21 protein-coding genes and 1 pseudogene are annotated in these 21,898 nt (G+C 62.5%); 13 read left to right on the forward strand and 9 right to left on the reverse strand.

The genetic code is table 11. The features are described 5' to 3' along the window. Positions 1–8 precede the first annotated feature (8 nt). Genes BW989_RS10830 through BW989_RS10840 form a run of 3 tightly spaced genes read right to left on the reverse strand, consistent with a single transcriptional unit; the run spans position 9 to position 3,814 of the window. Positions 9–1,187 carry a BaiN/RdsA family NAD(P)/FAD-dependent oxidoreductase gene (locus BW989_RS10830; protein WP_278245872.1) on the reverse strand — a complete coding sequence of 393 codons (1,179 nt, stop codon included), beginning with the start codon at positions 1,185–1,187 and terminating at the stop codon, positions 9–11. Beyond that, the gene (locus BW989_RS10835) at positions 1,184–1,939 is read right to left on the reverse strand and encodes a type 1 glutamine amidotransferase (RefSeq protein WP_076588183.1); all 756 of its coding nucleotides are present in this window, start codon (positions 1,937–1,939) and stop codon (positions 1,184–1,186) included. The genes BW989_RS10830 and BW989_RS10835 overlap by 4 nt, the downstream gene beginning before the upstream one ends. Before the next feature lie 6 nt (positions 1,940–1,945). Beyond that, on the reverse strand, positions 1,946–3,814 hold the full coding sequence (locus BW989_RS10840) for a DEAD/DEAH box helicase (protein ID WP_076588185.1): 1,869 nt from the start codon (positions 3,812–3,814) through the stop codon (positions 1,946–1,948). An 89-nt stretch (positions 3,815–3,903) separates the two neighbouring features. Between BW989_RS10840 and BW989_RS10845 the strand changes: the two genes are divergently transcribed. From BW989_RS10845 to BW989_RS10865, 5 genes are all read left to right on the forward strand, one after another. Beyond that, on the forward strand, positions 3,904–5,460 hold the full coding sequence (locus BW989_RS10845; RefSeq protein ID WP_076588400.1) for a protein adenylyltransferase SelO: 1,557 nt from the start codon (positions 3,904–3,906) through the stop codon (positions 5,458–5,460). A gap of 127 nt (positions 5,461–5,587) precedes the next feature. Beyond that, positions 5,588–6,328 carry an AraC family transcriptional regulator gene (locus BW989_RS10850; protein WP_165688598.1) on the forward strand — a complete coding sequence of 247 codons (741 nt, stop codon included), beginning with the start codon at positions 5,588–5,590 and terminating at the stop codon, positions 6,326–6,328. A gap of 69 nt (positions 6,329–6,397) precedes the next feature. Next, positions 6,398–7,909: a serine hydrolase domain-containing protein gene (locus BW989_RS10855; RefSeq protein WP_083688509.1), complete on the forward strand. Its 1,512-nt coding sequence runs from the start codon at positions 6,398–6,400 to the stop codon at positions 7,907–7,909. A 61-nt stretch (positions 7,910–7,970) separates the two neighbouring features. Beyond that, on the forward strand, positions 7,971–9,857 hold the full coding sequence (locus BW989_RS10860; RefSeq protein ID WP_076588191.1) for an ATP-binding cassette domain-containing protein: 1,887 nt from the start codon (positions 7,971–7,973) through the stop codon (positions 9,855–9,857). A 109-nt stretch (positions 9,858–9,966) separates the two neighbouring features. After that, a complete protein-coding gene (locus tag BW989_RS10865; RefSeq protein ID WP_076588193.1) occupies positions 9,967–10,674 on the forward strand; it encodes a DUF5666 domain-containing protein in 708 nt (235 codons plus the stop codon). 69 nt (positions 10,675–10,743) lie between these two features. Here the strand turns inward: BW989_RS10865 and BW989_RS10870 are convergent, their stop codons facing one another. Further along, positions 10,744–11,196 (reverse strand): barstar family protein, encoded by a 453-nt coding sequence (locus tag BW989_RS10870; RefSeq protein WP_076588195.1) that lies wholly within the window; start codon positions 11,194–11,196, stop codon positions 10,744–10,746. Beyond that, complete coding sequence (locus tag BW989_RS10875; protein WP_076588197.1) at positions 11,193–11,627, reverse strand: guanyl-specific ribonuclease; 435 nt, start codon at positions 11,625–11,627, stop codon at positions 11,193–11,195. The genes BW989_RS10870 and BW989_RS10875 overlap by 4 nt, the downstream gene beginning before the upstream one ends. Before the next feature lie 167 nt (positions 11,628–11,794). Here BW989_RS10875 and BW989_RS12980 point away from each other — a divergent pair. Both BW989_RS12980 and BW989_RS12855 read left to right on the forward strand, forming a co-directional pair. Next, positions 11,795–11,944 (forward strand): annotated as a pseudogene (locus tag BW989_RS12980) (DUF1801 domain-containing protein); the annotation flags it as partial. A 148-nt stretch (positions 11,945–12,092) separates the two neighbouring features. Further along, the gene (locus BW989_RS12855) at positions 12,093–12,341 is read left to right on the forward strand and encodes a YdeI/OmpD-associated family protein (RefSeq protein ID WP_242651434.1); all 249 of its coding nucleotides are present in this window, start codon (positions 12,093–12,095) and stop codon (positions 12,339–12,341) included. A gap of 26 nt (positions 12,342–12,367) precedes the next feature. Here BW989_RS12855 and BW989_RS10885 read toward each other — a convergent pair whose 3' ends face one another. Further along, positions 12,368–14,164, reverse strand: a complete 1,797-nt coding sequence (locus BW989_RS10885; RefSeq protein ID WP_076588199.1) for a M14 family metallopeptidase — start codon at positions 14,162–14,164, stop codon at positions 12,368–12,370. A gap of 86 nt (positions 14,165–14,250) precedes the next feature. Here BW989_RS10885 and BW989_RS10890 point away from each other — a divergent pair, with 86 nt between their 5' ends. The 3 genes from BW989_RS10890 (at position 14,251) to BW989_RS10900 (ending at position 17,202) form a co-directional block, all read left to right on the forward strand. Next, positions 14,251–14,895 (forward strand): glutathione S-transferase family protein, encoded by a 645-nt coding sequence (locus BW989_RS10890; RefSeq protein WP_076588201.1) that lies wholly within the window; start codon positions 14,251–14,253, stop codon positions 14,893–14,895. Between the two features lie 61 nt (positions 14,896–14,956). Beyond that, positions 14,957–16,600, forward strand: coding sequence for a POT-type proton-dependent oligopeptide transporter (locus BW989_RS10895; RefSeq protein ID WP_076588203.1), 1,644 nt, complete (start codon positions 14,957–14,959; stop codon positions 16,598–16,600). Next, positions 16,597–17,202 carry a rhomboid family intramembrane serine protease gene (locus tag BW989_RS10900; RefSeq protein WP_076588205.1) on the forward strand — a complete coding sequence of 202 codons (606 nt, stop codon included), beginning with the start codon at positions 16,597–16,599 and terminating at the stop codon, positions 17,200–17,202. Before BW989_RS10895 ends, BW989_RS10900 begins: the two co-directional genes overlap by 4 nt. Before the next feature lie 32 nt (positions 17,203–17,234). Here the strand turns inward: BW989_RS10900 and BW989_RS10905 are convergent, their stop codons facing one another. Beyond that, on the reverse strand, positions 17,235–17,432 hold the full coding sequence (locus BW989_RS10905) for a hypothetical protein (protein WP_129582911.1): 198 nt from the start codon (positions 17,430–17,432) through the stop codon (positions 17,235–17,237). Positions 17,433–17,609: 177 nt separating this feature from the next. Here BW989_RS10905 and BW989_RS10910 point away from each other — a divergent pair, with 177 nt between their 5' ends. From BW989_RS10910 to BW989_RS10920, 3 genes are all read left to right on the forward strand, one after another. Next, positions 17,610–17,885, forward strand: coding sequence for a GNAT family N-acetyltransferase (locus BW989_RS10910; RefSeq protein ID WP_076588208.1), 276 nt, complete (start codon positions 17,610–17,612; stop codon positions 17,883–17,885). Between the two features lie 189 nt (positions 17,886–18,074). Then, entirely contained in the window at positions 18,075–18,284 is a 210-nt protein-coding gene (locus tag BW989_RS10915) for a cold-shock protein (RefSeq protein ID WP_076588210.1), read from the forward strand. 148 nt (positions 18,285–18,432) lie between these two features. Then, positions 18,433–19,251: a DUF3298 and DUF4163 domain-containing protein gene (locus tag BW989_RS10920; RefSeq protein ID WP_076588212.1), complete on the forward strand. Its 819-nt coding sequence runs from the start codon at positions 18,433–18,435 to the stop codon at positions 19,249–19,251. A gap of 21 nt (positions 19,252–19,272) precedes the next feature. On the opposite strand, the gene BW989_RS10925 is transcribed toward BW989_RS10920, so the two are convergent. Further along, entirely contained in the window at positions 19,273–20,439 is a 1,167-nt protein-coding gene (locus tag BW989_RS10925; protein WP_076588214.1) for a cystathionine gamma-synthase, read from the reverse strand. A 35-nt stretch (positions 20,440–20,474) separates the two neighbouring features. Next, positions 20,475–21,851: a pyridoxal-phosphate dependent enzyme gene (locus BW989_RS10930; protein ID WP_076588216.1), complete on the reverse strand. Its 1,377-nt coding sequence runs from the start codon at positions 21,849–21,851 to the stop codon at positions 20,475–20,477. Positions 21,852–21,898: the final 47 nt, after the last annotated feature.

The raw sequence follows: 21,898 nt of genomic DNA on the forward strand, positions 1-21,898 counted from the left end.
CCTCTTTATCAGGCCGCCATGCCGGCCGCACGCCCGGATGCCCATGCCCACTGGAAGTTGTAGCCGCCCAGCCAGCCGGTGACATCCACGACCTCGCCGATGAAATACAGGCCGGGTACGTGCTTGGACATCATCGTGCTGGACGACAGGCCATCGGTGTCCACGCCGCCCAAGGTGACTTCCGCGGTGCGGTAGCCTTCGGTGCCGCTGGCGATGATCGGCCACGCCGCCAAAGTGCGTGCGATGTGGTCCAACTCGGGCGAGTTGAACTGACGCATCGGGCGATTGGGTAGCCAGTGCTCAGTCAGACGTTGCGCGAAACGCTTCGGCAGTACTTCGCCCAGCAGTGTCTGTAATTGCGCATCGCGGCGATCCGTCTGCCATTGCGAAAGCAATGGGGGGATGTCGTCTCCCGGCAGCAGGTTGATGGTCAATGCATCCCCTTCACGCCAATACGAGCTGATCTGCAGGATCGCCGGCCCGCTCAGGCCGCGGTGGGTGATCAACATCGCATTGCTGAAACTTTGCTTGCCGCATCGCGCTTCGATAGGCAATGACAGGCCGCTAAGGTCTTCCAGCCGCTCGAGATGCGTACCGGACAGTGTCAACGGCACTAGACCCGCGCGCGTCGGTAATACGTCGTGACCGAATTGACGTGCGAGTTGGTAACCGAAGCCGGTAGCGCCCATGCGCGGAATCGACAAGCCGCCGCAGGCGACGACCAGTGAGGGTGCTTTGAGCATGCCGCGTGCGGTGCGCACGTTGAAGCCGGCATCATCCTGCCCAACCGATTCCACGCTGCAGCCGGTTTCGATGCGCACGCCGGCCCATTCGCATTCGTCCAAAAGCATCCGAACGATCTGTTTGGAGGATTCGTCGCAGAACAGCTGACCGAGTTCCTTCTCGTGATAGGCGATGCCGTGGCGTTCCACCATCTCGATGAAATCATTCGGCGTGTAACGCGCCAAGGCGGATTTGCAGAAATGCGGGTTGGCCGACAGGTACTGCGCGGGGGTGACGCCGGTATTGGTGAAGTTGCAGCGCCCACCACCGGACATCAGGATCTTCTTGCCGCAGCGATCGGCGTGCTCGATGACGACGACGCGCTTGCCGCGCTGCCCTGCGGTCAGTGCGCACATGAGACCCGCCGCGCCACCGCCTATGATCAGGACATCGAAATCGCTCACACCCACTCCCGCGAGGGCAGGGTGTAGCGGCGCTCCGGCATGCCGACGAGGTCAAGAAAGGCATTGAACACAGCCTCTGCCTGCGAGCGCATGGGTGGCAGGTGGCGGTCGGTTTCGCTCATCACCTGCGCGGCGTCCACCGGGTGGCCATGTTCGGCCAGTTCATCGAGATAGGCGCGATTGGCCAGCCAGCGTGAGATCAGCGGTTCATCGACCTCCATATGGAACTGGAAGCCGTAGGCATTGTCGCCATGGCGGAAGGCCTGCGGCCCACAGCTCGCGGTTTCGGCAAGATGCACGGCGCCTTCGGGCACGTCGAAGCGATAGCGATGCCACTGAAATACCGGTGCGCCATCGGTGTGGTGTGACATCACCGGATCGTTGCGTCCGGCATCGGTGAGCTTCAACGCATGCCAGCCGATCTCCGGTGTCTCGTGCTGCACCACGGGTGCGCCCAACACATGGGCCAGCAATTGCGCCCCCAGGCAAATGCCGAGCACGGGTTTGTCTTCTTTCAGCATCGATTCGATCGCGCGCATCTCGGTCAACAGGTGTTGGCGATGGGTGCGGTCTTCGACATTCATCGGTCCGCCCAGCACGATCAAGCCGCGATAACGATCAGTGCTGGGCTGTGCATCGGGATCGCGTTCGAAATTGACGAAACGCATCCGATGGCCACGCTGGCGAATCAGCGCATCCAGCGTGCCCAAGGGCTCGGCAGCGACATGCTGGAAAACCAACAATCGCGACATGGGCGATTAGCGCGGATCGCGCGGCTTCTTGGGACCGCTCTTGTTGAAACCACCCGGACGCTTGTTGAAGCCGCCCGGTTTGAAGCCGCCGGGCTTGCGTGGGCGCGCGCCTCCATCGTCATCGAAACGCGGCTTGTGTCCAAACTCGCGGCGACGCGTGGGCTGGTTCAGGTCGTCGTCGGTCGCCAACCTCATGCGGATCGGACGGCCGGCCACGCGCACATTGCCGAGGAATTGCAGCAACTCCGGCGGCATGCCTTCCGGCAAATCGACCAAGGTGTAGTCGTCACGAATATCAACGCGGCCGATGTAGCGTGCTTCCAGCTCGGCTTCGTTGGCGATGGCGCCGACGATATTGCCAGGCTTCACGCGATGCTCGTGACCCACTTCGATGCGATAGGTCTGCATGCCGACATCCGGGCCGTCATGCGCGGGCCGCGGCGGGCGGGGCGCGCGCTCGCCATCGCGGGGACGCGGGGCATAGTCATCGTTACGCGCGGGTTTTTCATGACGCTCACGCGGCGGCGGGGGCGGCGGATCGTTGGGCAGGAACATCGGCGTATCGCCTTGCACCAGCTGCGCCAGCGCCGCCGCGATTTCGACCATCGGCACGTTGCGCTCGTTCTCGAAGTCTTCCAGCAGGCCGCGGAAGAGTTCCGCATCGCTGCCATTGAGCGCCGAATTGATGCGATCCCGGAAACGACTGACGCGTTGCTGATTTACGTCTTGCGCCGACGGCAGCTGCATGGGCGTGATCTGCTGACGCGTGGCGCGTTCGATCGCGCGCAGCATGCCGCGCTCGCGCGGCGTCACGAACAGGATCGCCTCGCCCTTGCGGCCCGCGCGCCCGGTGCGGCCGATGCGGTGCACATAGCTTTCGGTGTCGTAGGGGATGTCGTAATTCAAGACGTGGGTGATGCGCTCCACGTCCAGGCCGCGTGCAGCGACATCGGTGGCGACCAGTACGTCGAGCTGGCCGTCCTTGAGACGCTGGATGGTGCGCTCGCGCGATTTCTGATCCATGTCGCCGTTGATCGCGGCAGCGGCAATGCCACGCGCGGCGAGTTTTTCAGCCAATTCCTCGGTGCCGAGCTTGGTACGCGCGAACACGATCATCGCGTCATACGTTTCGGCTTCCAGGATGCGGGTGATGGCATCCAGCTTGTGCAGGCCGCTGACCAGCCAGAAGCGCTGACGGATGTTGTCGCCGGTCGTCGTGGTCGATTTGATCGCCACTTCGACCGGATTGCGCAGATAGGTCTGGGCGATGCGTTTGATCGGCGCCGGCATCGTGGCTGAGAACAGGGCGATGCGGCGATCATCCGGACATTTTTTGACCACGGCCTCGACATCATCGACAAACCCCATGCGCAGCATTTCGTCGGCCTCGTCCAGCACCAGCGTCTTCAGCCTGGACAGATCCAGCGAGCCACGATTCAAATGATCGATGACGCGGCCGGGCGTACCCACCACGACCTGCACGCCGCGGCGCAGCGCCTGCAGCTGCGGGGTGTAGCTCTGGCCGCCGTAGATCGGCAGCACGTGGAAGCCGGGGATGTGGTGCGCGTATTTCTGGAAGGCTTCGCTCACCTGGATGGCGAGCTCGCGCGTTGGTGCCAGCACGAGGGCCTGCGGTGCGGCGAGCTTCGGATCGATGTCGGCCAGGATCGGCAGCGCGAAGGCCGCGGTCTTACCGGTGCCGGTCTGCGCCTGGCCCAGCACATCACGGCCTTCCAGCAGCGGCGGGATGGTCGCGGCCTGGATGGGCGAGGGCGTCTCGTAACCGACTTCGGTCAAGGCTTTCAGCAGCGACTCGGGCAGGCCCAAGTCAGCGAAAGTGATCGTGGGGGTATCGTTCGGGGTATCGGCGCTCATGGCGGGTCTCCTGCGCATGGCGCATCGTTTTGGTCGCTCATTCTACGCCTCTGCTTGTGTTCGGCGCGGTTTGGCCGCATTTCATGTCGATGAAACTTCAGTTCGATAACCGTTTCCCCGCAGGCTTGCCCGGTGACCCCGAGCAAACCAACCAACTGCGCCTAGTGGAGGGGGCCGTCTGGTCTGCGGTTCAGCCGACACCCGTGGCCGATCCGCGTGTGCTGGCCGTGTCCACCGAGATGCTGCAAACGCTCGGTTTAAGCGAGGCTGATGCGGCCACGTCCGAATTTGCGCAGATATTCGGTGGCAACGCTTTGTTGGAGGGGATGCTGCCGCATGCGAGCAATTATGGCGGACATCAATTCGGCCATTGGGCCGGGCAACTGGGCGATGGCCGCGCGATCACCTTGGGCGAGGTGGTTGCGCCCGATGGTCGCCAATGGGAGTTGCAGCTGAAAGGCGCCGGCCCGACCCCGTATTCGCGGCGTGCCGATGGCCGCGCCGTGCTGCGCTCGTCGATCCGTGAATTCTTGTGCAGCGAGGCCATGCATCACCTCGGCATCCCCACGACGCGCGCGTTGTCGCTGGTCGCGACGGGCGATGGGGTGGTCCGCGACATGTTTTATGACGGCCACCCCGAGGCCGAGCCGGGCGCGATCGTATGCCGCGTGGCACCGTCCTTCCTGCGCTTCGGGCACTTCGAGTTGCCGGCCTCGCGTGGGGATGTGGAATTGCTACGAACGCTGGTCGATTTCGCGATCCGGCGTGATTACCCGCACCTTGAAGGCAGTGGCGAAGCCCTGTATGCCGCCTGGTTTCGCGAGATTTGCGAGCGCACCGCGCGCCTGGTGGCCGAGTGGATGCGCGTTGGCTTTGTGCACGGGGTGATGAACACCGACAACATGAGCGCGCTGGGCCTGACCATCGATTACGGGCCGTATGGCTCGATCGACAACTATGATCCCGATTTCACCCCCAACACCACCGATGCGCAGGGCCGCCGCTATCGCTTCGGCTGGCAGCCGCGGGTGGCTGGCTGGAACCTGCAACAACTCGCCGCCGCGCTATCACCCTTGTTCAGTGACATCGCGCCCTTGCAGGCGGGGTTGGATGCCTATGCCGAGGCGTTCTCACGCACGGACCGATGCAATATCGCCCGAAAATTGGGGCTGTCCGAGTGCGATGACGATGCGGTGGCCTTGATGCGTGACCTGCAGGCATGGATGCATCGAGCCGAGGTGGACATGACCATCTTCTTCCGCACCTTGGGCGATCACGACGCGGCGGCGTTGACGCCGGATGTCTTTGCCGATGCCTTTTACGACGAAGCCAAACGCGATGCACATCGCGATGAACTCGTGGCCTGGCTGGCGCGTTATGCCGGTCATGTGGCCAAGGATGCATGGGATGCCGCGACCCGGCGCGAAACGATGCGCTTGGCCAACCCGAAGTACATCCTGCGCAACTGGCTGACGCAAGAGGTCATCGACCGCGCGCATGCGGGCGATGCCAGTGGGATCAGCGAATTGCTCGACGTGATGCGGCGCCCTTACGACCACCAACCCGGTCGTGAGCATTTCGCCGGCAAGCGGCCCGACTGGGCGCGCAACAAGGCCGGCTGCTCGATGTTGTCCTGCAGTTCCTGAGCTTCGCCTTGGCATGACCGATTGGCCATGCACCATGGGCATGGCCTGCGTAGGATTCGAGCCTCGCCCCCTGAGTGACGTGATGCCAAGCCTCGCCAAGCCCTTGAGATCGCCCACCTGCACCCTGATGTCGCATTACGCAGCGGGGCGGGTGATGGGCGACCATGCCGATGGGGCCTCGAAGATCAGCGTGGTGTTGGCTGGCCATGTACGCGAGGCGGTGGGCAGACAGGAAGAGACGGCCACGCAAGGTAGTGTGGCGATCAAACCCGGGGATGTGGTGCATCGCAATCAGTTTGGTCCGGCGGGGGCCACGATGATTTCCCTCGATCTGCCCCCGGATCTTCTGGCGCTGAGTGAGCACGGCAGCCTGGCGCGTTGGCGTTGGTGCCATGGCGGTCCGCTGACTGCCATGGCGATCAGGCTTTGGCTGGCTTCGCGATCAAATGCGCAGACGTGCCTGGCGGAATCCGACGCAGGCATCGAGTTCGTGGCCCAGTTGGATGCACTAGGGCAGGGCCCTGAGCCGACACACCGCCCCGCCTGGTTGCGGCGGGTCCATGAGCGTTTGCAGGATGCGCCTTTCGATGCAGCGCGGCTGTCACTGCTTGCACGCGAGGTGGGGGTACATCCGGTGTATCTGGCACGAACGTTTCGTCGGCATCACCGGTGTTCAGTGCGCGATTATGTCCACGCATTGCGACAGACGCGAGTACTACAGCGCATGGCCACCTCCAGCCAGTCACTGGCTGAAGTGGCGATGGCATGTGGGTATGCCGACCAGAGCCATATGAGTCGCGATTGCCGTCGGCATTTCGGCCTCTCCCCACGGCAATGCCGAAACTGGCTGCGCATGGCCCCTCCCTAGGTTGCATTGGTTCAAGAAACCCTGGGCCAGCCCCGCTAGCCTGCGACCAACATTGGGCAGGACGATGGCATGTGGAAATATTCAACGACGATGGCTTGGGCGCTTTTGTTGCTGCTTTGTCCGGCAAGGCTTCATGCGCAGGACACGGACACTTGGGCAGCGCTGGATGCCTGGGTGGGCAAGATCAAGCGCGAGATGGGAGACCGTTCGGGCATAGCGATCGCCGTGGTCAAGGATGGCCGCATCGTCCATCAAGCCTATTTGGGTTACGCCGACATCAGTCAAGGCAAGCAGGTCGATGCCGACACGCGTTTTTACATCGCGTCGGCCACCAAGCCCTTCACCGCATTGATGACATTGATCCGCGCCGAGCGCGGCGAGTGGCGAGATGACATGAGCATGGCCGGGATGTTTCCGGACCTGAATTTCAACGGGTTCGATGCGTCTACGGTCACGATGCGCGACCTGCTGACGCATACCTCCGGTCTGGAAAACACGCCACTGGTGTGGGCGCTTGCCTACAGCGGCATCCACGACGCCGCATCGCGCTACCAGTTGGTGCAAATGACCCAGCCATTGCCAGATCAGGAAAGAACGGGCTTCCGATACGGCAATGTGGGTTACAACCTGGTCAGCGTGTGGATGGAGCAGCGCTTCCAATCCACATGGCAACGACAATTGGAGCAGCTGGTGCTTCGGCCTGTCGGCCTTCGGCACACGACGGCGCGTGTCAGTGATGCCAGGCGCGGGCGTCATCTGGTAGCCAACCCATACTCCGTGCTGAGCGAGTTAACGGTGCAGCCGCTGTACCTGGAGAAGTCGGACGCGACCATGCATGCAGCCGGCGGATTGATGTCGACGGCACCGGATTTGGCCAGGTTCCTGATCGTGCAATTGGAAGATGGCCGGATCGATGGCCAGCAACTGGTGCCGGCGGGTGTCATTCGCAAATCGCATGTGCCGGTCGCCAAAACCGACGGCAAGCCGTATCAGCAGTTTGATCGCCAAGGCTATGCCTGGGGCTGGTACACGGGCGATTACAAGGGACAACAGATGCTGCATCACTTCGGTGGGTTCGCGGGCTTCCATGCCCACTTGTCGTTCATGCCGGACGCGGGCATCGGGCTGGTGGTGCTCAGCAACGAGGAGTACATGTCACCAAAGCTGACCGGCTTGGTCGCGGATTACGTGTATGGCGCGCTGCTCGGTGAAGACGAGGTCGGTGCCCGGATGGACCTGGGTGGCGAGCAGTTGATGGCCGAGATGCGTGCGCTCGCGCCGAAGATCGCCGCTCGCCGCCAAGCCATGAGCGAACGGGCTTGGCAACTTTCCTTGCCCCTGCAGACGTACATGGGGCGCTACACGCATCCATTGCTGGGCGAAATGAACGTACAAAAGGATGACGATAGCCGCCCCCTCATTACATGGGGGGCATTGAAATCCGTCGCCACCGCCTACGAACGCCCTGACAGCGTACGTGTTGAATTCGTGCCCAACTCGGGCAACGTGGTTGAATTCGACGTGCAAGGGAGTGATGTCGTGGCGCTCAGATTCGAAGGCATGGTGTTCACCAAGCACTAGCAGGGAGATGCTTTTCTGCTGGCCAGCGGCAGGGATGCGACGCGGCCAGTAGAATGCGCGCATGCCCTTGATCACTCTCAACGCGGTCGATTTCAGCGTCGGCGGCCCGCTCCTGCTGGACAAAGTCGACCTGGCCATCGAGCCGGGCGAACGCATCGCACTGATCGGTCGCAACGGCGCGGGCAAGTCCACCTTGCTCAAGCTGCTGGCCGGTGAATTGAAGCCGGATGACGGCGACATCCGGGTCGAATCCGGTCGCCGCATTGCACGCCTGGAACAGGAAGTGCCGCAAGGGGCGCAGGGCAGCGTGTTTGACGTAGTCGCCGAAGGCTTGGGCGATGCGGGCGCGCTGTTGGCGCGTTACCACCACCTCATCCACGAAGCCGACATCGACACTGATGCGCTGGCCAAGGTGCAGGCGGAGATCGAAGCCGTGCAAGGCTGGTCGTTGGACCGACGTGTGGAAGATACCCTGCTGCGCCTGGAGTTGGATGGTGATGCCGATTTCGCCCGGTTATCCGGCGGCATGAAGCGCCGCGTGCTGCTGGCACGTGCGTTGGTGGCCGAGCCCGACCTGCTGTTGTTGGACGAGCCCACCAACCATCTCGACATCGCCGCGATCGATTGGCTCGAAGGGTTCTTGAAGCAATGGAGCGGGGCGCTGGTGTTCATCACCCACGACCGTCGTTTCTTGCGGGCATTGGCCACGCGCATCGTCGAGATCGACCGTGGCCGGGTGACCAGTTGGCCGGGTGACTGGGACAACTACCTGCGACGCAAGGAAGAACGCTTGAATGCCGAAGCGCAGGAAAATGCGCGTTTCGACAAATTGCTGGCGCAGGAAGAAGTCTGGATCCGCCAAGGCATCAAGGCGCGCCGGACGCGTGATGAAGGCCGCGTGCGACGGCTCAAGGCGATGCGCAATGAACGTGCTGCGCGCCGCGAGCAAGTCGGCAAGGTGCGCATGGACATCGCCGAAGGGCAGTCGTCCGGTAAGAAGGTCATCGATGCGAAAGGCGTGTCTTTCAGCCACGGCGACAAGCGATTGGTGCGCGACTTCGACACCACTATTCTGCGCGGCGATCGCATCGGCTTGATCGGCCCGAACGGCAGCGGCAAGACCACCTTGCTCAAGTTATTGCTGGGTGAATTGCAGCCGCATGGCGGTGAAGTGAAGCAGGGCACCCAGCTCCAGGTGGCTTACTTCGACCAGTATCGGGCGACGCTGCGCGAAGACTGGAATGCGATGGAGAACGTCGCCGAAGGCAGTGACACGGTGGAGGTCGGCGGCAGCAAGAAGCATGTGCTGGGCTATCTGCAGGACTTTCTGTTCACGCCCGAGCGCGCCCGCGCGCCGATCACGCGCTTGTCGGGCGGGGAACGCAACCGCCTCTTGTTGGCCAAGTTGTTCGCGCAACCGTCCAACCTGTTGGTGATGGACGAACCCACCAACGACCTGGATGTCGAGACGCTGGAATTGCTGGAGGAACTGCTGGCTGACTATCCCGGCACCTTGCTGCTGGTCAGCCACGATCGTGACTTTCTCGACAATGTGGTGACCTCGACCGTGGTGATGGAGGGGGGAGGCCGCATCGGCGAGTACGTCGGCGGCTATACCGATTGGTTGCGGCAGCGTCCCGCGATGGTGCCGGCACGGGAGGCGACACCGGCCAAGCCTTCGCCCGCGCCCGAAGTGGCATCGCCCACATTGCCTGCCACGCCCGCCAAGAAGAAGCTTGGCTACAAGGAAACCCGTGAGCTGGAAGCGCTGCCGGGCCGAATCGACGCCTTGGAAACCGAGATCGCGGACCGCACCGCGCGCATGAATGACCCCGGCTATTTCCAGCGCGATGCAGCCGAGGTGCAGGCCGACAACGCGGCGCTGGCCGATGCGCAGGCCGCACTGGAAGCCGCCTATGAGCGTTGGCAAGAACTCGAGGCCGGCTGACGCGCCCAGCTGAATGACCGGCATCGATCATCAAGCCCGCATGAGGAACTGACCCGGCGTTCACGAATGTCGTGGCTTGATGACCCCATTCCAACGCAAGGGGCTGGCCATGATTCGTTTGCATCGTTCACTGATGGGCGCCGTCGCACTGACGGCCACGTTGGGCTTGTCCGGCTGCATGACTGTCGGTGGTGGTCTGGGCGGTTACCCGGGGGGCAGCGGTTATCCCGGCGGGCAGTATCCCTATCCGGGATCCGGCCAAGGCTATCCACAGGGCGGCTACGGTCAGGCCATCACCGGCAATGTCGACGGCGTGGACCACGGCAACGCGCGCTTCATGCTGCGTCAGGACAGTGGCTACGGGAGCGCCGGCAGCCGCGTGGAGATCAACTACGACCGCAACACGGTGTTGTATTACCAAGGACAGCAGCAATCGCCGGCGGGTCTGGAAAACGGAGACCGGATCCGCGTGCAGGCCACGCAATCCAACGGTCGCTGGTGGGCGCAAAGCATCGAAGTGCTGCAGGACGTGCGCGGCGGGAACGGCGGCTCGCCCGCCTACGGCAACGTGATGGCGGGTTCGGTGACGTACATCGACACCCGCAATCGCATCATCAACTACACCCAGGGCGGTTACAGCGGCAGCAACCAGCGCGTGCGCTACGACGATTACACGACGGTGGAATATCGCGGCCAGCGTTATCGCGTGGACCAGCTCGAGCGCGGTGACGTGATCCGCATCGAAGGCCGCGCGATCAGCAACACCGACTTCCTGGCCCAACGCGTCATCGTGGAAACGAGCGTGCGCGATCGCTGAGGCGGAGGAATGGCTGAGGGGATGAGCGAAGCCGGCCTTGCGCCGGTTTCGTCATGTAGGGGATCGGCCCTAGTGACGCGTCGCGTCGTCCAGCTCCTCGTCGGGAATGCGCGTCAGGCAAATGAGCGACCAGACGGCGATGTCGTCGTCGGCCCAGCTGGCACTGGTGTCTTCCAGAATACCGACCAGCGTTTCTTCCAGCTCCGGGGCATCGACGTGCAAGTCATCCATGCCGCGCCAGACGAGAAGACGTGGCGCGGCATCGCCCAACCAAGACAAGTCATTGAGGCCATCGGCCAGCGCATCCCAGTTGCGGCCCCAGTCGTCTGGGAATGCCAGCGAGTTGTAGATGCGCTCTATCAATCCGGCCTTGTCGTCAGTGCCGACCAGGTCGATGTCGTGCACGGTGACATCTTCATCAGCAGCCAGCACAAGCAACGGGTCAACATCGGCGCACATCACGCGATACACGCCAGCCTGGCTGGCATCACGCAAGTCGAGGGGATGCGAATCGGCGCTCATCGACTGACCTCGAACTGGCGGAAGCTGTCGTAATGATCATCGGTGTAGTACCACTCGCTGGGCGGGCGGCCCCCGGTGACGATGCGGCGTGCGCCGCGATGGTTCACGCCCGGCGTATCGACCGTGTATTCGCGATACCAGCCGCGCGGCTTTTGCGGCAGTCGGCGTTCGCGGTTGCCGAACACGCCATCATCCTGCCGATGCGGATAGGGCCCGCCGCGCTGGATGAGGGCGATGGTGTCGAGTGCTTCCGCAGGCAGATCGATGCTGGTGCGCGGACCGGAGATGGATGGCGCTGGCGTCCGTGTGCCGGGTTGCCCGCTCACCGTGGGCGGTGCGTCGACGACCGGCGCGGCCGATTCGCGCGATGACCACCACATCCAGATGAGACCGGCGGCGAGGAGCAGGATGAGCCAGGGATTCTTGCGCATGCGACCAGTCTAGGTCAGTCACCGCTTCATCGTGAAGCCCGGCTGGGGCATCATCGTCCGATCGTCCGCACGAGACCGGGGGTGGCATGGCGAAGCAACCGCAGGGCACGCGCGATGCCCGTATCGATGCCTATATCGAACGGGCCAATCCCGTGTTCCAGCCCATGATGGCGAGCCTGCGCGAGACGGTGCATCGCCACTGCCCCGATGTGGAGGAAGCGGTGAAGTGGGGTATGCCCACCTTCCTGCATCGCGGCAAGATCCTCTGCGCGATGGCGGCGTTCAAGCAGCACATGTCGTTTGGCTATTGGCAGCACGCCGAGGTCATTGGCGCGGAGACGTCGCGTGACGGCATGGGCAGCTACGGGAAGATGCGTGGCCCCGCCGACATGCCCAAGGCCGCGACGCTCAAGACCGATATTCGCAAGACGATGGCGATGATCGACGATGCGGTCGGGTGCCGCAGTGCCCAAGCCCAAGGTGGCGAAGAAGGCCAAGCCTGCACTGCAGATGCCCGACGATTTCGCCGCGGCGCTGGCACGCAAGCCGAAGGCGCAGAAGCATTTCGATGCGTTCCCGCCCGGCCAGCGACGCGAATACATCGATTGGATCGTCGAGGCCAAGCGCGAAGACACCCGCTCGCGCCGCATCGCCCAAGCCGTCGAATGGTTGGGCGAGGGCAAGAGACGCAACTGGAAATACGAGAACTGCTGAGGCCGCTGGGCGTCAGTCGCTCGCGATCATTGGGGTGCTGCATCCACGCGCAACACCGGATACCGCAAGTAGTCGCGGTCGTAGGCGGCATGGCGCTGGTAGAAGAAGTCGAGTCGTGCTTCTGGTGATTTGGCGAAGTCCGCATCATCACGCAGGCGCTTTTCGAACTCGGCCTTGAGGGCCGGGTCCTTGGCCAACATCTGCTCGGCCTGTTCCTCCGCCACATAGCCCTCCATGTATTCCTTCTGCTCGAAGGCATTGTTCATGTCGCCCCAGGCAGCGATCGCATCCGGGGCTTGCGGCTCCAGCAGGTTCATCACCACACGCGCCTTGGGTTGTGCGATGGGGACGAACAAAGCGCCGGCCAGCAGATTCCGCGTCTCCGGCTGCCAGCTGCCTTCCAGCGTCACGCGTTGGTGCCCCTCGACGGACCCGCCGGCAAACTTGGCCTGGGTGGCGCGGAAGCTCTTCGCAGCGAGCTGGCTCATCGCATCACCCAGCACGCGATATTCGATGCCATGCGTCTTCAATTTTGGCTCGACATACGGGGCCCACGCCACCGGCACCAGGTATCCAGCGCGCGGTGCGTTCGCTTCCAGCGCAGGTTCGACCTTGTCGCGCAGCGGCACTTTCCAGACTGCGGGTTTGGCTTCGTCATAGCGCGTCATCAACGCGCCCGAGATCGTGGAGGGCGTGCGGGTGTAGGCATAGCCCTGAAAATCGATGGTGCGCGCATCGTCCAACACCTTCCATGCCAATGGCACGGATTGCCCGGCCAATTGACTTGCGCGAGCATCGGCTTGGGCAGCCGCAACTTGCCACTGCTGGCCATGGACTGCGGCTAATTCAAGCAGGTCGAGCACCGTGTTGCGGGTCGCCCGCACGCGCTCCGGATACGTGCGCCAGCTATGGGTCTCGACCAAAATACCGATGCGATTGCGCAGCATGAAATAGCCGTGCGAGAAGCGCGGCGGCGCGACGCCCTCGGCGAAACCGGAGGCCGGATCATCGTCTTCGACGAAGCTGGGGTAGAACGCGACCGGCTTTGAGCCTTGCGTCGCCAATTTGTCGATGATGCCGTCGCGCAGGGCGCGACCGATTTTTTGCAGTTCGGCATCGCCGGCGTTGACCGGCTCGGCGGTGATCGAGATGTCGTGCTGGAACTTGGCGCCATCGGTGACGTGCAGATCCATCGTCACCAGCGGATCCCATTCGTTGACCAGGCGCAGCATCGCCTGCATTTCCGTACTGTCGGCCTTCAGATAATCACGGTTGAGGTTGTAACGCTGCGCCGTGGTGCGAAAACCCATTTCCTCCGGCCCGCGCTGATTGGGGCGGTTCCAGGCGCGGAAGTTTTCATGACCGTCCACGTTGAACACCGGCACGAACACCATCACCTGTTTGTCGAGCACGCCCGGCGCGACTTTGCCGGACAACAGCTCACGCAGCAGCCAGAACACCGCATCCTTGCCGTCGATTTCCCCGGAATGGATGCCGCCTTGCACCAGCATTACCGGTAGGTCCTGCGCGCGTGCGGCCTCGGCCGTCAGCGCCCCGGCAGTCGAGACGGCCAGCGCCTTCATCGGGCGGCCTTCGGGCGTTTTGCCGAAATCGAAGCAACGCACGGACTGCGGATAGGCCTTGGCAAAGGCATCGCACAAGGCGATCACTTCATCAAAGCGGCCGGTCTTGAGGAAGCCGCTGCGCTCGGCCAGCGTGGTGAGGGGGGGCTTCGTGGGAGAGGCCGCCGTAGCTTGCTGAACAGCGGCGAGGGCGATGCCCAACGCAAGGGCGAGCGGAGCGGAGCGGGCGAAACGCGACATGACGGGCACCTGCAAGGACAACGGATGATGGTAAACGCGCCGGTGTGCAGGCGTGGTGGGCCATCGGTCATGCCATCATGTGAACCATGCAGAAGACCCCGGATACGCTCTATTACTCGCCCGGCGCAGCCAGCATGGCCGTGCATTGGCTCTTGATCGAACTCGACCGACCGCACCAGTTGGCCCTAGTGGACACCAATTCTGGCCAGCAGAAATCCCCGGAATACCTGGCGCTGAACCCCAATGGCGTCGTGCCGACGCTGGTGATCGACGGCGAGCCGCGTTTCGAGGTCTCAGGTTTGTTGATGACCTTGGCGGATGCCGATCCCGAGCATCGTCTGGCGCCTGCACCGGATAGCCGGCAACGCGCCGAATACGTGCAGTGGATGTTTCATCTGGCCAATGCGGTGCAGCCCTTGTTTCGCATCTGGTGGTACCCGCAAGAACCTGCAGGTGAGGCGCATCGCGAAGCCGTGCTCGCGCACACTCAGCCACGCATCGAAGCCGCTTGGCAGCGACTGGATGATCAGTTGGCCAAGCAAGGACCGTATCTGCTGGGCGATAGGCCGTCTGCCGCGGACATCTATTTGACGATGTTGCTGCGTTGGTCGCGCAACATGCCTAAGCCCGGTGATCGTTGGCCGAACCTGGGTGAACTGGCCCGCTTGATGAAGGCGCGTCCGGCTTTCACCGAGTTGTATGCACGCGAAGGGTTGGAAGAGTGGCGTTGAGCCGCGCTTCGATCATCATCCACATCAGAATCCATCGACACATCAAACAAGGAGCCGCCGAATGAACGCGACCCCGCAAGTCCCCCATGCCGATGCACGCATGCCGAGGCAGATCCCCTTCATCATCGGTAACGAGGCCTGCGAGCGCTTCAGTTTCTACGGGATGCGCAACATCCTGGTGCCGTTCCTCATCAGCTCGATCTTGCTGGGATACCTGCCCGCCGGTTCCGAGCGCGAGGCGATGGCGAAGGAGGTCTTCCACACCTTCGTGATCGGCGTGTACTTCTTCCCGCTACTGGGTGGCTGGTTGTCGGATCGCTACTTCGGCAAATACAACACGGTCTTGTGGTTCTCGCTGATCTACTGCGCGGGCCATGCCTGTCTTGCCTTGTTCGAGGGCAATCGCACCGGCTTCTACACCGGCCTGTTCCTGATCGCATTGGGCTCAGGCGGCATCAAGCCCTTGGTGGTGTCGTTCTGTGGTGACCAATTCGACCAGACCAACAAACACTTGGCGAAGATCGTCTTCGATGCCTTCTACTGGATCATCAATTTCGGCTCGTTCTTCGCCTCGTTGTTCGCGCCTTTGCTGCTGCGCAACTACGGGCCTGCGGTCGCCTTCGGCGTGCCCGGCATTCTGATGCTGATCGCGACCATCATCTTCTGGATGGGCCGCAAGCAGTACGTCAACGTGCCGCCTTCGGGTCCGGATCCGGATTCCTTCCTCAACGTGGTCAAGACGGCGTTGCGCGAGAAGCGGGCGGGGCAGAGCAACGTGGGCACCGACATGGCGCGCGTGGCGATGCTCGTGGCCGCTGCGTTCTTGGTGATCGGCATCCTGGATCTATTCGGCATCGCGCCCGCGTGGTGGCCTGAGAAACTCGGCTTCGTGATCATGGCCTGTTCCGCGCTGGGCATCATGATCGCGTTCGGTGGCTGGGGCGCATCGCTGCAGTTGGAACGCGCGCGTGGCAAGCATCCTGATGCCGCTGTGGACGGCGTGCGCGCCGTGCTGCGTATCCTGATCGTGTTCGCGCTGGTCACCCCATTTTGGTCGTTGTTCGACCAGAAAGCCTCGACCTGGATCATCCAGGGCAACGCGATGATCGTGCCGCACGACCAATGGTGGTGGCCCAGCTGGCTGATCAAGGAGCCGGCACAGATGCAGGCGCTCAATCCGCTCCTGGTGATGCTGCTGATCCCGTTCAACAACATCGTGTTGTATCCACTGTTGCGCAAGCTGGGCTTCGTGGTGACCGCGCTGCGCCGCATGGGCTGGGGCATCGCGATCTCCGGCGTGTCCTGGGTGGTGGCCGGCGTCTTGCAATTGTGGATCGATGGCGGCGCTGAGGTCTCGCTCGCTTGGCAGAGCCTGCCATACCTGTTGCTGACCTTCGGCGAAGTGCTGGTCTCGGCCACCGCGCTGGAATTCGCCTATAGCCAGGCGCCGCATGCGATGAAGGGCGTGATCATGGCGTTCTGGTACCTCACCAGCACCTTCGGCAGCTTGTGGGTGTTGCTGACCAATGCCGGCGTGCAGAACGACGGCTTCAAGGCAATGATCGCCAGCACAGGTTTAAGTGAACCGGCATTCCTGATGTTCTTCTTCGCCGGGTTCGCGTTCATCGCGGCAGCGGCCTTCGCCCTATATGCCAAGCGATACCCGATGCAGGACAACTACCGCGTGGCAGGCGTTGCCGCATGATCACGATCGCGATCATCGCGATCACCGTGTTGGTCTCGTGGCAGGCGTTCAACAATCGCCGGCTGGAGGATCGTTTGATCCTCTGGCCGCCGGCGGTGAGCCGTCATCGCCAGTACGATCGATTGCTGACGCATGGTTTCATCCACGCCGATTGGCAGCATCTGATCTTCAACATGATCACGCTGTTCTTCTTCGGCCGGCATGTTGAACAAGTCTTCGGTGGCGGGATCGCCGGGATGGTCGGCTTCCTGTTCTTCTACCTGTCGGCGATCGTCATGGCGATACTGCCGACGTACCTGCGCCACAAGAACGACAGCCATTACCGCAGCCTGGGGGCATCCGGCGGTGTGTCGGCGGTGATGTTTGCCTTCATCCTGCTGGCCCCGTGGGCCAAGATGGTCATCTTCCCGATTCCGATCCCGGTGCCGGCGATCATCTACGCCGTCTTGTACGTCGCGTACTCGATCTGGATGGACAAGCGCGGCGGCGATAACGTCAACCACAGCGCACATCTGTTTGGTGCCGCGTACGGCGTCTTGTTCATGGCAGCCACGCAACCAGGCGTGCTACCTAATTTCGTCAGGCAACTTGGGGGCGGATGAAAGCCGCCCATGTCTGACTTTAACTGTACCTATCAGGCGGCCTGCGCGATGGCTGCCAGGTCCACGGAGCCAGCAGACTGGATGGCGGCCTCGAAAGCTTCGTCATCGGCATAGGTCTGCTCGAGACGGCTGTAGACCAGCGCATCAAGGTGGGAAAATTCCGCGCTGTCGAATTCACCGCGAGTGGTGAGGTCGTACAAGCGATCGACGAGCTGTTGGTTGCTGGCCATGATGGGCTCCGGCGTTGGCAGTGGTCTCATGGGTAGATCAGCAGGAAACGTGCCAACTTTTTTGTGCGGCAGATCCAGCTTCCAGGTGCCAATGCTCACGCCTTGCCCATGTGCGGGCCGCTATAACGGGCCCAACCAGTCAAAACCTGCCCCTGCAGGTCCCAATAGGAGCCCAAGATGACGCTAGAGATCAAACACGACGCCAGCCGCCACCGTTTCACGACCGAGGTCGATGGCTTGGATGCCTATGTGGAATATGAGCTTGAGGGCGGGGTGATGGCGATTACCCACACCATCGTGCCTGCGGCCATTGGCGGTCGGGGGATCGCGGGGGCTTTGGTCCAGGCGGCTTTCGATCATGCCCGGCTAGAAGGACTTAAAGTGGCTCCGTTGTGTTCCTACGCCCAGGCTTGGGTGGGCAAGCATCGGGACTATGCCGACCTTCTAACCTGAATGGGCGGGCCCGAAGCCATACATTTGGAATCTACATGGTGTATTGTTCGCCCACTGTTTCAGCGGGATCACGGTACATTGTGATCTGATGCGGTTGATCGTGTGATCGCTCCATCGCTTGCGTGTTACCTCTTGCTCGACAGTCCGGCCTAGGCCGTGTATCCATCAACTGTTTCAAGGAGTAACACCATGTCCGACCGTCAAACCGGTACCGTCAAGTGGTTCAACGACGCTAAGGGCTTCGGCTTCATCACCCCGGAAAGCGGCGCCGACCTGTTCGTGCACTTCCGTTCCATCATGGGCAACGGCTTCAAGTCGCTGCAGGAAGGCCAGAAGGTTTCGTTCAAGGTTGTGCAGGGCCAGAAGGGCCTGCAGGCTGACGAAGTCCAGCCGCTCTAATCAGCGGTTAGCTACAAGAGAAGCCCGGTTTCTGCCGGGCTTCTTTTTTTGGCAATGCCGACCAGAATGCCGCCTACTGCTGACCCAGCCATCACGCGGCTCTCGTTAATCTTCCCCAATCCCCTGCAAGTCGTACCTTGTTAGCCCCATGCGTCGAGTCCTGACCCTAGCCGCCCTGGCCATTCTCATCGTCGGTTGCCGGAACGAAGCGCAACAACCTTCCGCCGATGTCTCTGCGACGACAGCGCCGACTGCAGCTGGCCAGGCTGATGGCAAGACAGCGTTGAAGGATGTCATCGAACGCACGCCCAAATACCTGGTCGGGATCACTTTCCCGCCCGTGGCGAATGCCCATCCTGTCCTGGCCAAGGCATTGGAAGATTATTCCGATGCGGCTCGCGCCGATCTTGCGCAAGCGGTGCAAGGTGCCGAAGGCAGTGGTCAAACCAGTACGCCTTACGATCTCAGCCTCAATTTCACCGACATCAGTCCACGGCAGGATGTCATCGTGATTGCGGCTGATGGCAGCCTGTATACCGGCGGTGCCCACGGCATTCCGCTCATCGCACGTTTCACCTATCTGCCCAGCGAACAGCGCTTGTTGCAGTCGTCTGACTTGGTGCCAAGCGAGGCGGGTTGGAAGGCCATATCCGACTACGTGCGCGAACAATTGGCCGATGCCGTCGGCAAGCGCTTGGTCGAAGACGATGTGCCTGAAGCGGATCGTGTGGCCATGATCAAGAACGCGTCCCGAATGATCGAAGAGGGTACTGCGCCAGACGCAGCCAACTTCGCCCAATTCGAGCCGATTCCTTCTGCTGACGGCAAATGGTTCGGTCTGCGTTTCGTCTTCCCGCCGTACCAAGTGGGCCCGTATTCCGACGGTACACAGACCGTCGATGTGCCGACATCGGTATTGATGCCGCATCTCGAACCGGCCTACCGCAGCCGCTTTACCGGCGGCTGAGTAGTTTCATCGCGCGCGCGATCAGCCCGCCAAGGCGTGGGCGAGATCCGCGCGCAGGTCTTCCAGATCCTCGATACCCACCGACAACCGCACCAGGTTGTCGGTGATGCCGATCTCGGCGCGGCGCTCGGCCGGGACGCTCGCATGTGTCATCACTGCTGGGTGGTTGGCAAGGCTCTCCACGCCGCCCAGCGACTCGGCCAGGGTGAAGACTTCAAGGCGCTCGCAGAAACGCTTGGCGGCGTCGAAGTCGCCATCGAGATAGATCGAGATGATGCCGCCGAAGCCATCCATCTGACGCTTGGCAAGATCGTGTTGCGGATGCGAGGGCAGGCCCGGATACAACACGCGCGACACGCCCGGCTGCTTCTCCAGCCACTCGGCCAGCGCCAGCGCATTCGCGTTGTGCGCCTGCATGCGCAGGTGCAGCGTCTTGAGGCCGCGCAGGGCCAGGAAGCTGTCGAACGGCCCTTGCACGCCGCCGGTGGAGTTCTGCAGGAAGGCGAGCTGTTCGGCCAGCTCCGCGTTGTCTCCCACCACCAACATGCCGCCGACCATGTCGGAATGGCCGTTGAGGTATTTGGTGGCCGAGTGCATGACGATGTCGGCGCCGAGTGCGATCGGGCGCTGCACGATGGGCGAGGCGAAGGTGTTGTCCACTACCATCAGCAAGCCGTGTTCCTTGGCGATGGCGGAAACGGCGGCGAGATCAACGATCTTCAGCGTCGGGTTGGTCGGCGTCTCGACCCAGATCATCTGGGTCTTGGGCGTGATCGCCGCGCGGATGCGCTCGGCATCGGTCATGTCCACGTAGCTGAAGTCGAGATTGGCGCTGCGACGACGCACGCGCTCAAACAGGCGATAGCTGCCGCCGTAGAGATCATCCATGGCGATGACGTGATCGCCGCTATCGAGTAACTCCAGCACGCAGGACGTCGCCGCCAGGCCCGAAGCAAACGCGAAGCCGCGCGTGCCGCCTTCCATCGACGCCGCACCACGCTCCCACGCGTAACGCGTCGGATTGTGGCTGCGCGAGTATTCGAAGCCCTGGTGCACGCCGGGGCTGGATTGCGCGTAGGTGCTGGTGGCGTAGATCGGCGGCATTACCGCGCCAGTGGACGGATCGACTTCCTGCCCACCGTGGATGGCGAGGGTCGCGAGTTTCCAATCGGGATTTTGAGTAGTCATGGTCTTGATGGTTGAGATGTCGATGCGGGCGCGTATCAGGCGACGCGGCGGCGCAGGTAATTGAGCAGGTCGATGCGGGTAATGAGGCCGAGGAACTTGTCGCCGTCGTTGACGATGGCCACATGCCCGCGATCGAACACCGGCAGCAGGGCTTCGATGGGTGCCTTGACGTCGAGCGCGTCCAGCTTCTTCACCATCGCCGAAGACACCGGCTCGCGGAAGCGCGATTCATCGCCATACACATGCAGCAGCACGTCGCTTTCATCGACCATGCCGACGATGCGGTCGCCGTCCATCACCGGCAGCTGCGAAATATCGTAGAGCTTCATGCGCTGGTAGGCGGTGAGGAGCAGATCGTCGGCCTTGATCACCACGGTGTCGCGCTCGGCATAGGGACGCAGGATGAGGTCGCGCAAGTCGCCGTGTTGCGGGCGCTCGGTGAAGCCGTTATCGCGCATCCAGTCGTCGTTGTACATCTTCGACAGATATTTGTTGCCGGTGTCGCAGACGAGCGTCAGCACGTTCTTGGGCGTGGTCTGCTCGCGGCAATATTTCAGCGCCGCGGCCAGCAGGGTGCCGGTCGAGGAGCCACCCAAGATGCCTTCGGCCTCCAGCAAGTGGCGCGCGGCGTGGAAACTTTCCGCATCGCTGATGGCATAGGCTTTCTTGACGCGGGTGAAGTCGGAGATGGACGGCAGGAAATCCTCGCCGATGCCTTCGACCATCCAGCTGGCGGATTTGTCGCTCAGCGTGCCGCGATTGATGTATTCCTCGAGGATCGAGCCGACCGGATCGGCCAGCACGAGTTCCGTATCGGGGGATTCCTTGGCGAAACAACGCGACAGGCCGGTCATGGTGCCGGAGCTGCCGCAGCCAAATACCATCGCATCGAGGCCGCCGACCTCCGCCATCTGGCGCAGGATTTCCGGGCCGGTGCCGAACTCGTGCGCGGCCGGGTTGTCCGGGTTGCCGAACTGGTTGACGAAGAACGCGCCCGGCGTTTCATCGGCAATGCGCTTGGCGAGGTCCTGGTAATACTCGGGGTGGCCCTTGGCGACATCCGAGCGCGTCAGCACGACCTCGGCGCCCATCGCCTTGAGGTTGAAGATCTTCTCCCGGCTCATCTTGTCCGGCACGACCAGGATCAACTTGTAGCCCTTTTGGCGGGCGACGAGTGCAAGGCCGAGGCCGGTGTTGCCCGCAGTGCCTTCGACCAAGGTCGCGCCGGGCTTGAGATCGCCGCGCTTCTCGGCCGCTTCGATCATCGACACGCCGATGCGATCCTTGATCGAGCCACCGGGGTTCTGGTTTTCCAGTTTGAGGAACAACCGGCAGGGGCCGGTATCGATGTGCGTCGCCTCGACGATGGGGGTATTGCCGATGAGCGAAAGCACGGAAGGTTGGACGGACATGGGATTACTCGTGTGTGCAAAGAACCTGCCCCGCGGGTGCGGGGCAG

The sequence above is a fragment of the Solilutibacter tolerans genome, from assembly GCF_900155935.1.
GTDB classification, from domain to species: Bacteria; Pseudomonadota; Gammaproteobacteria; order Xanthomonadales; family Xanthomonadaceae; genus Solilutibacter; species Solilutibacter tolerans.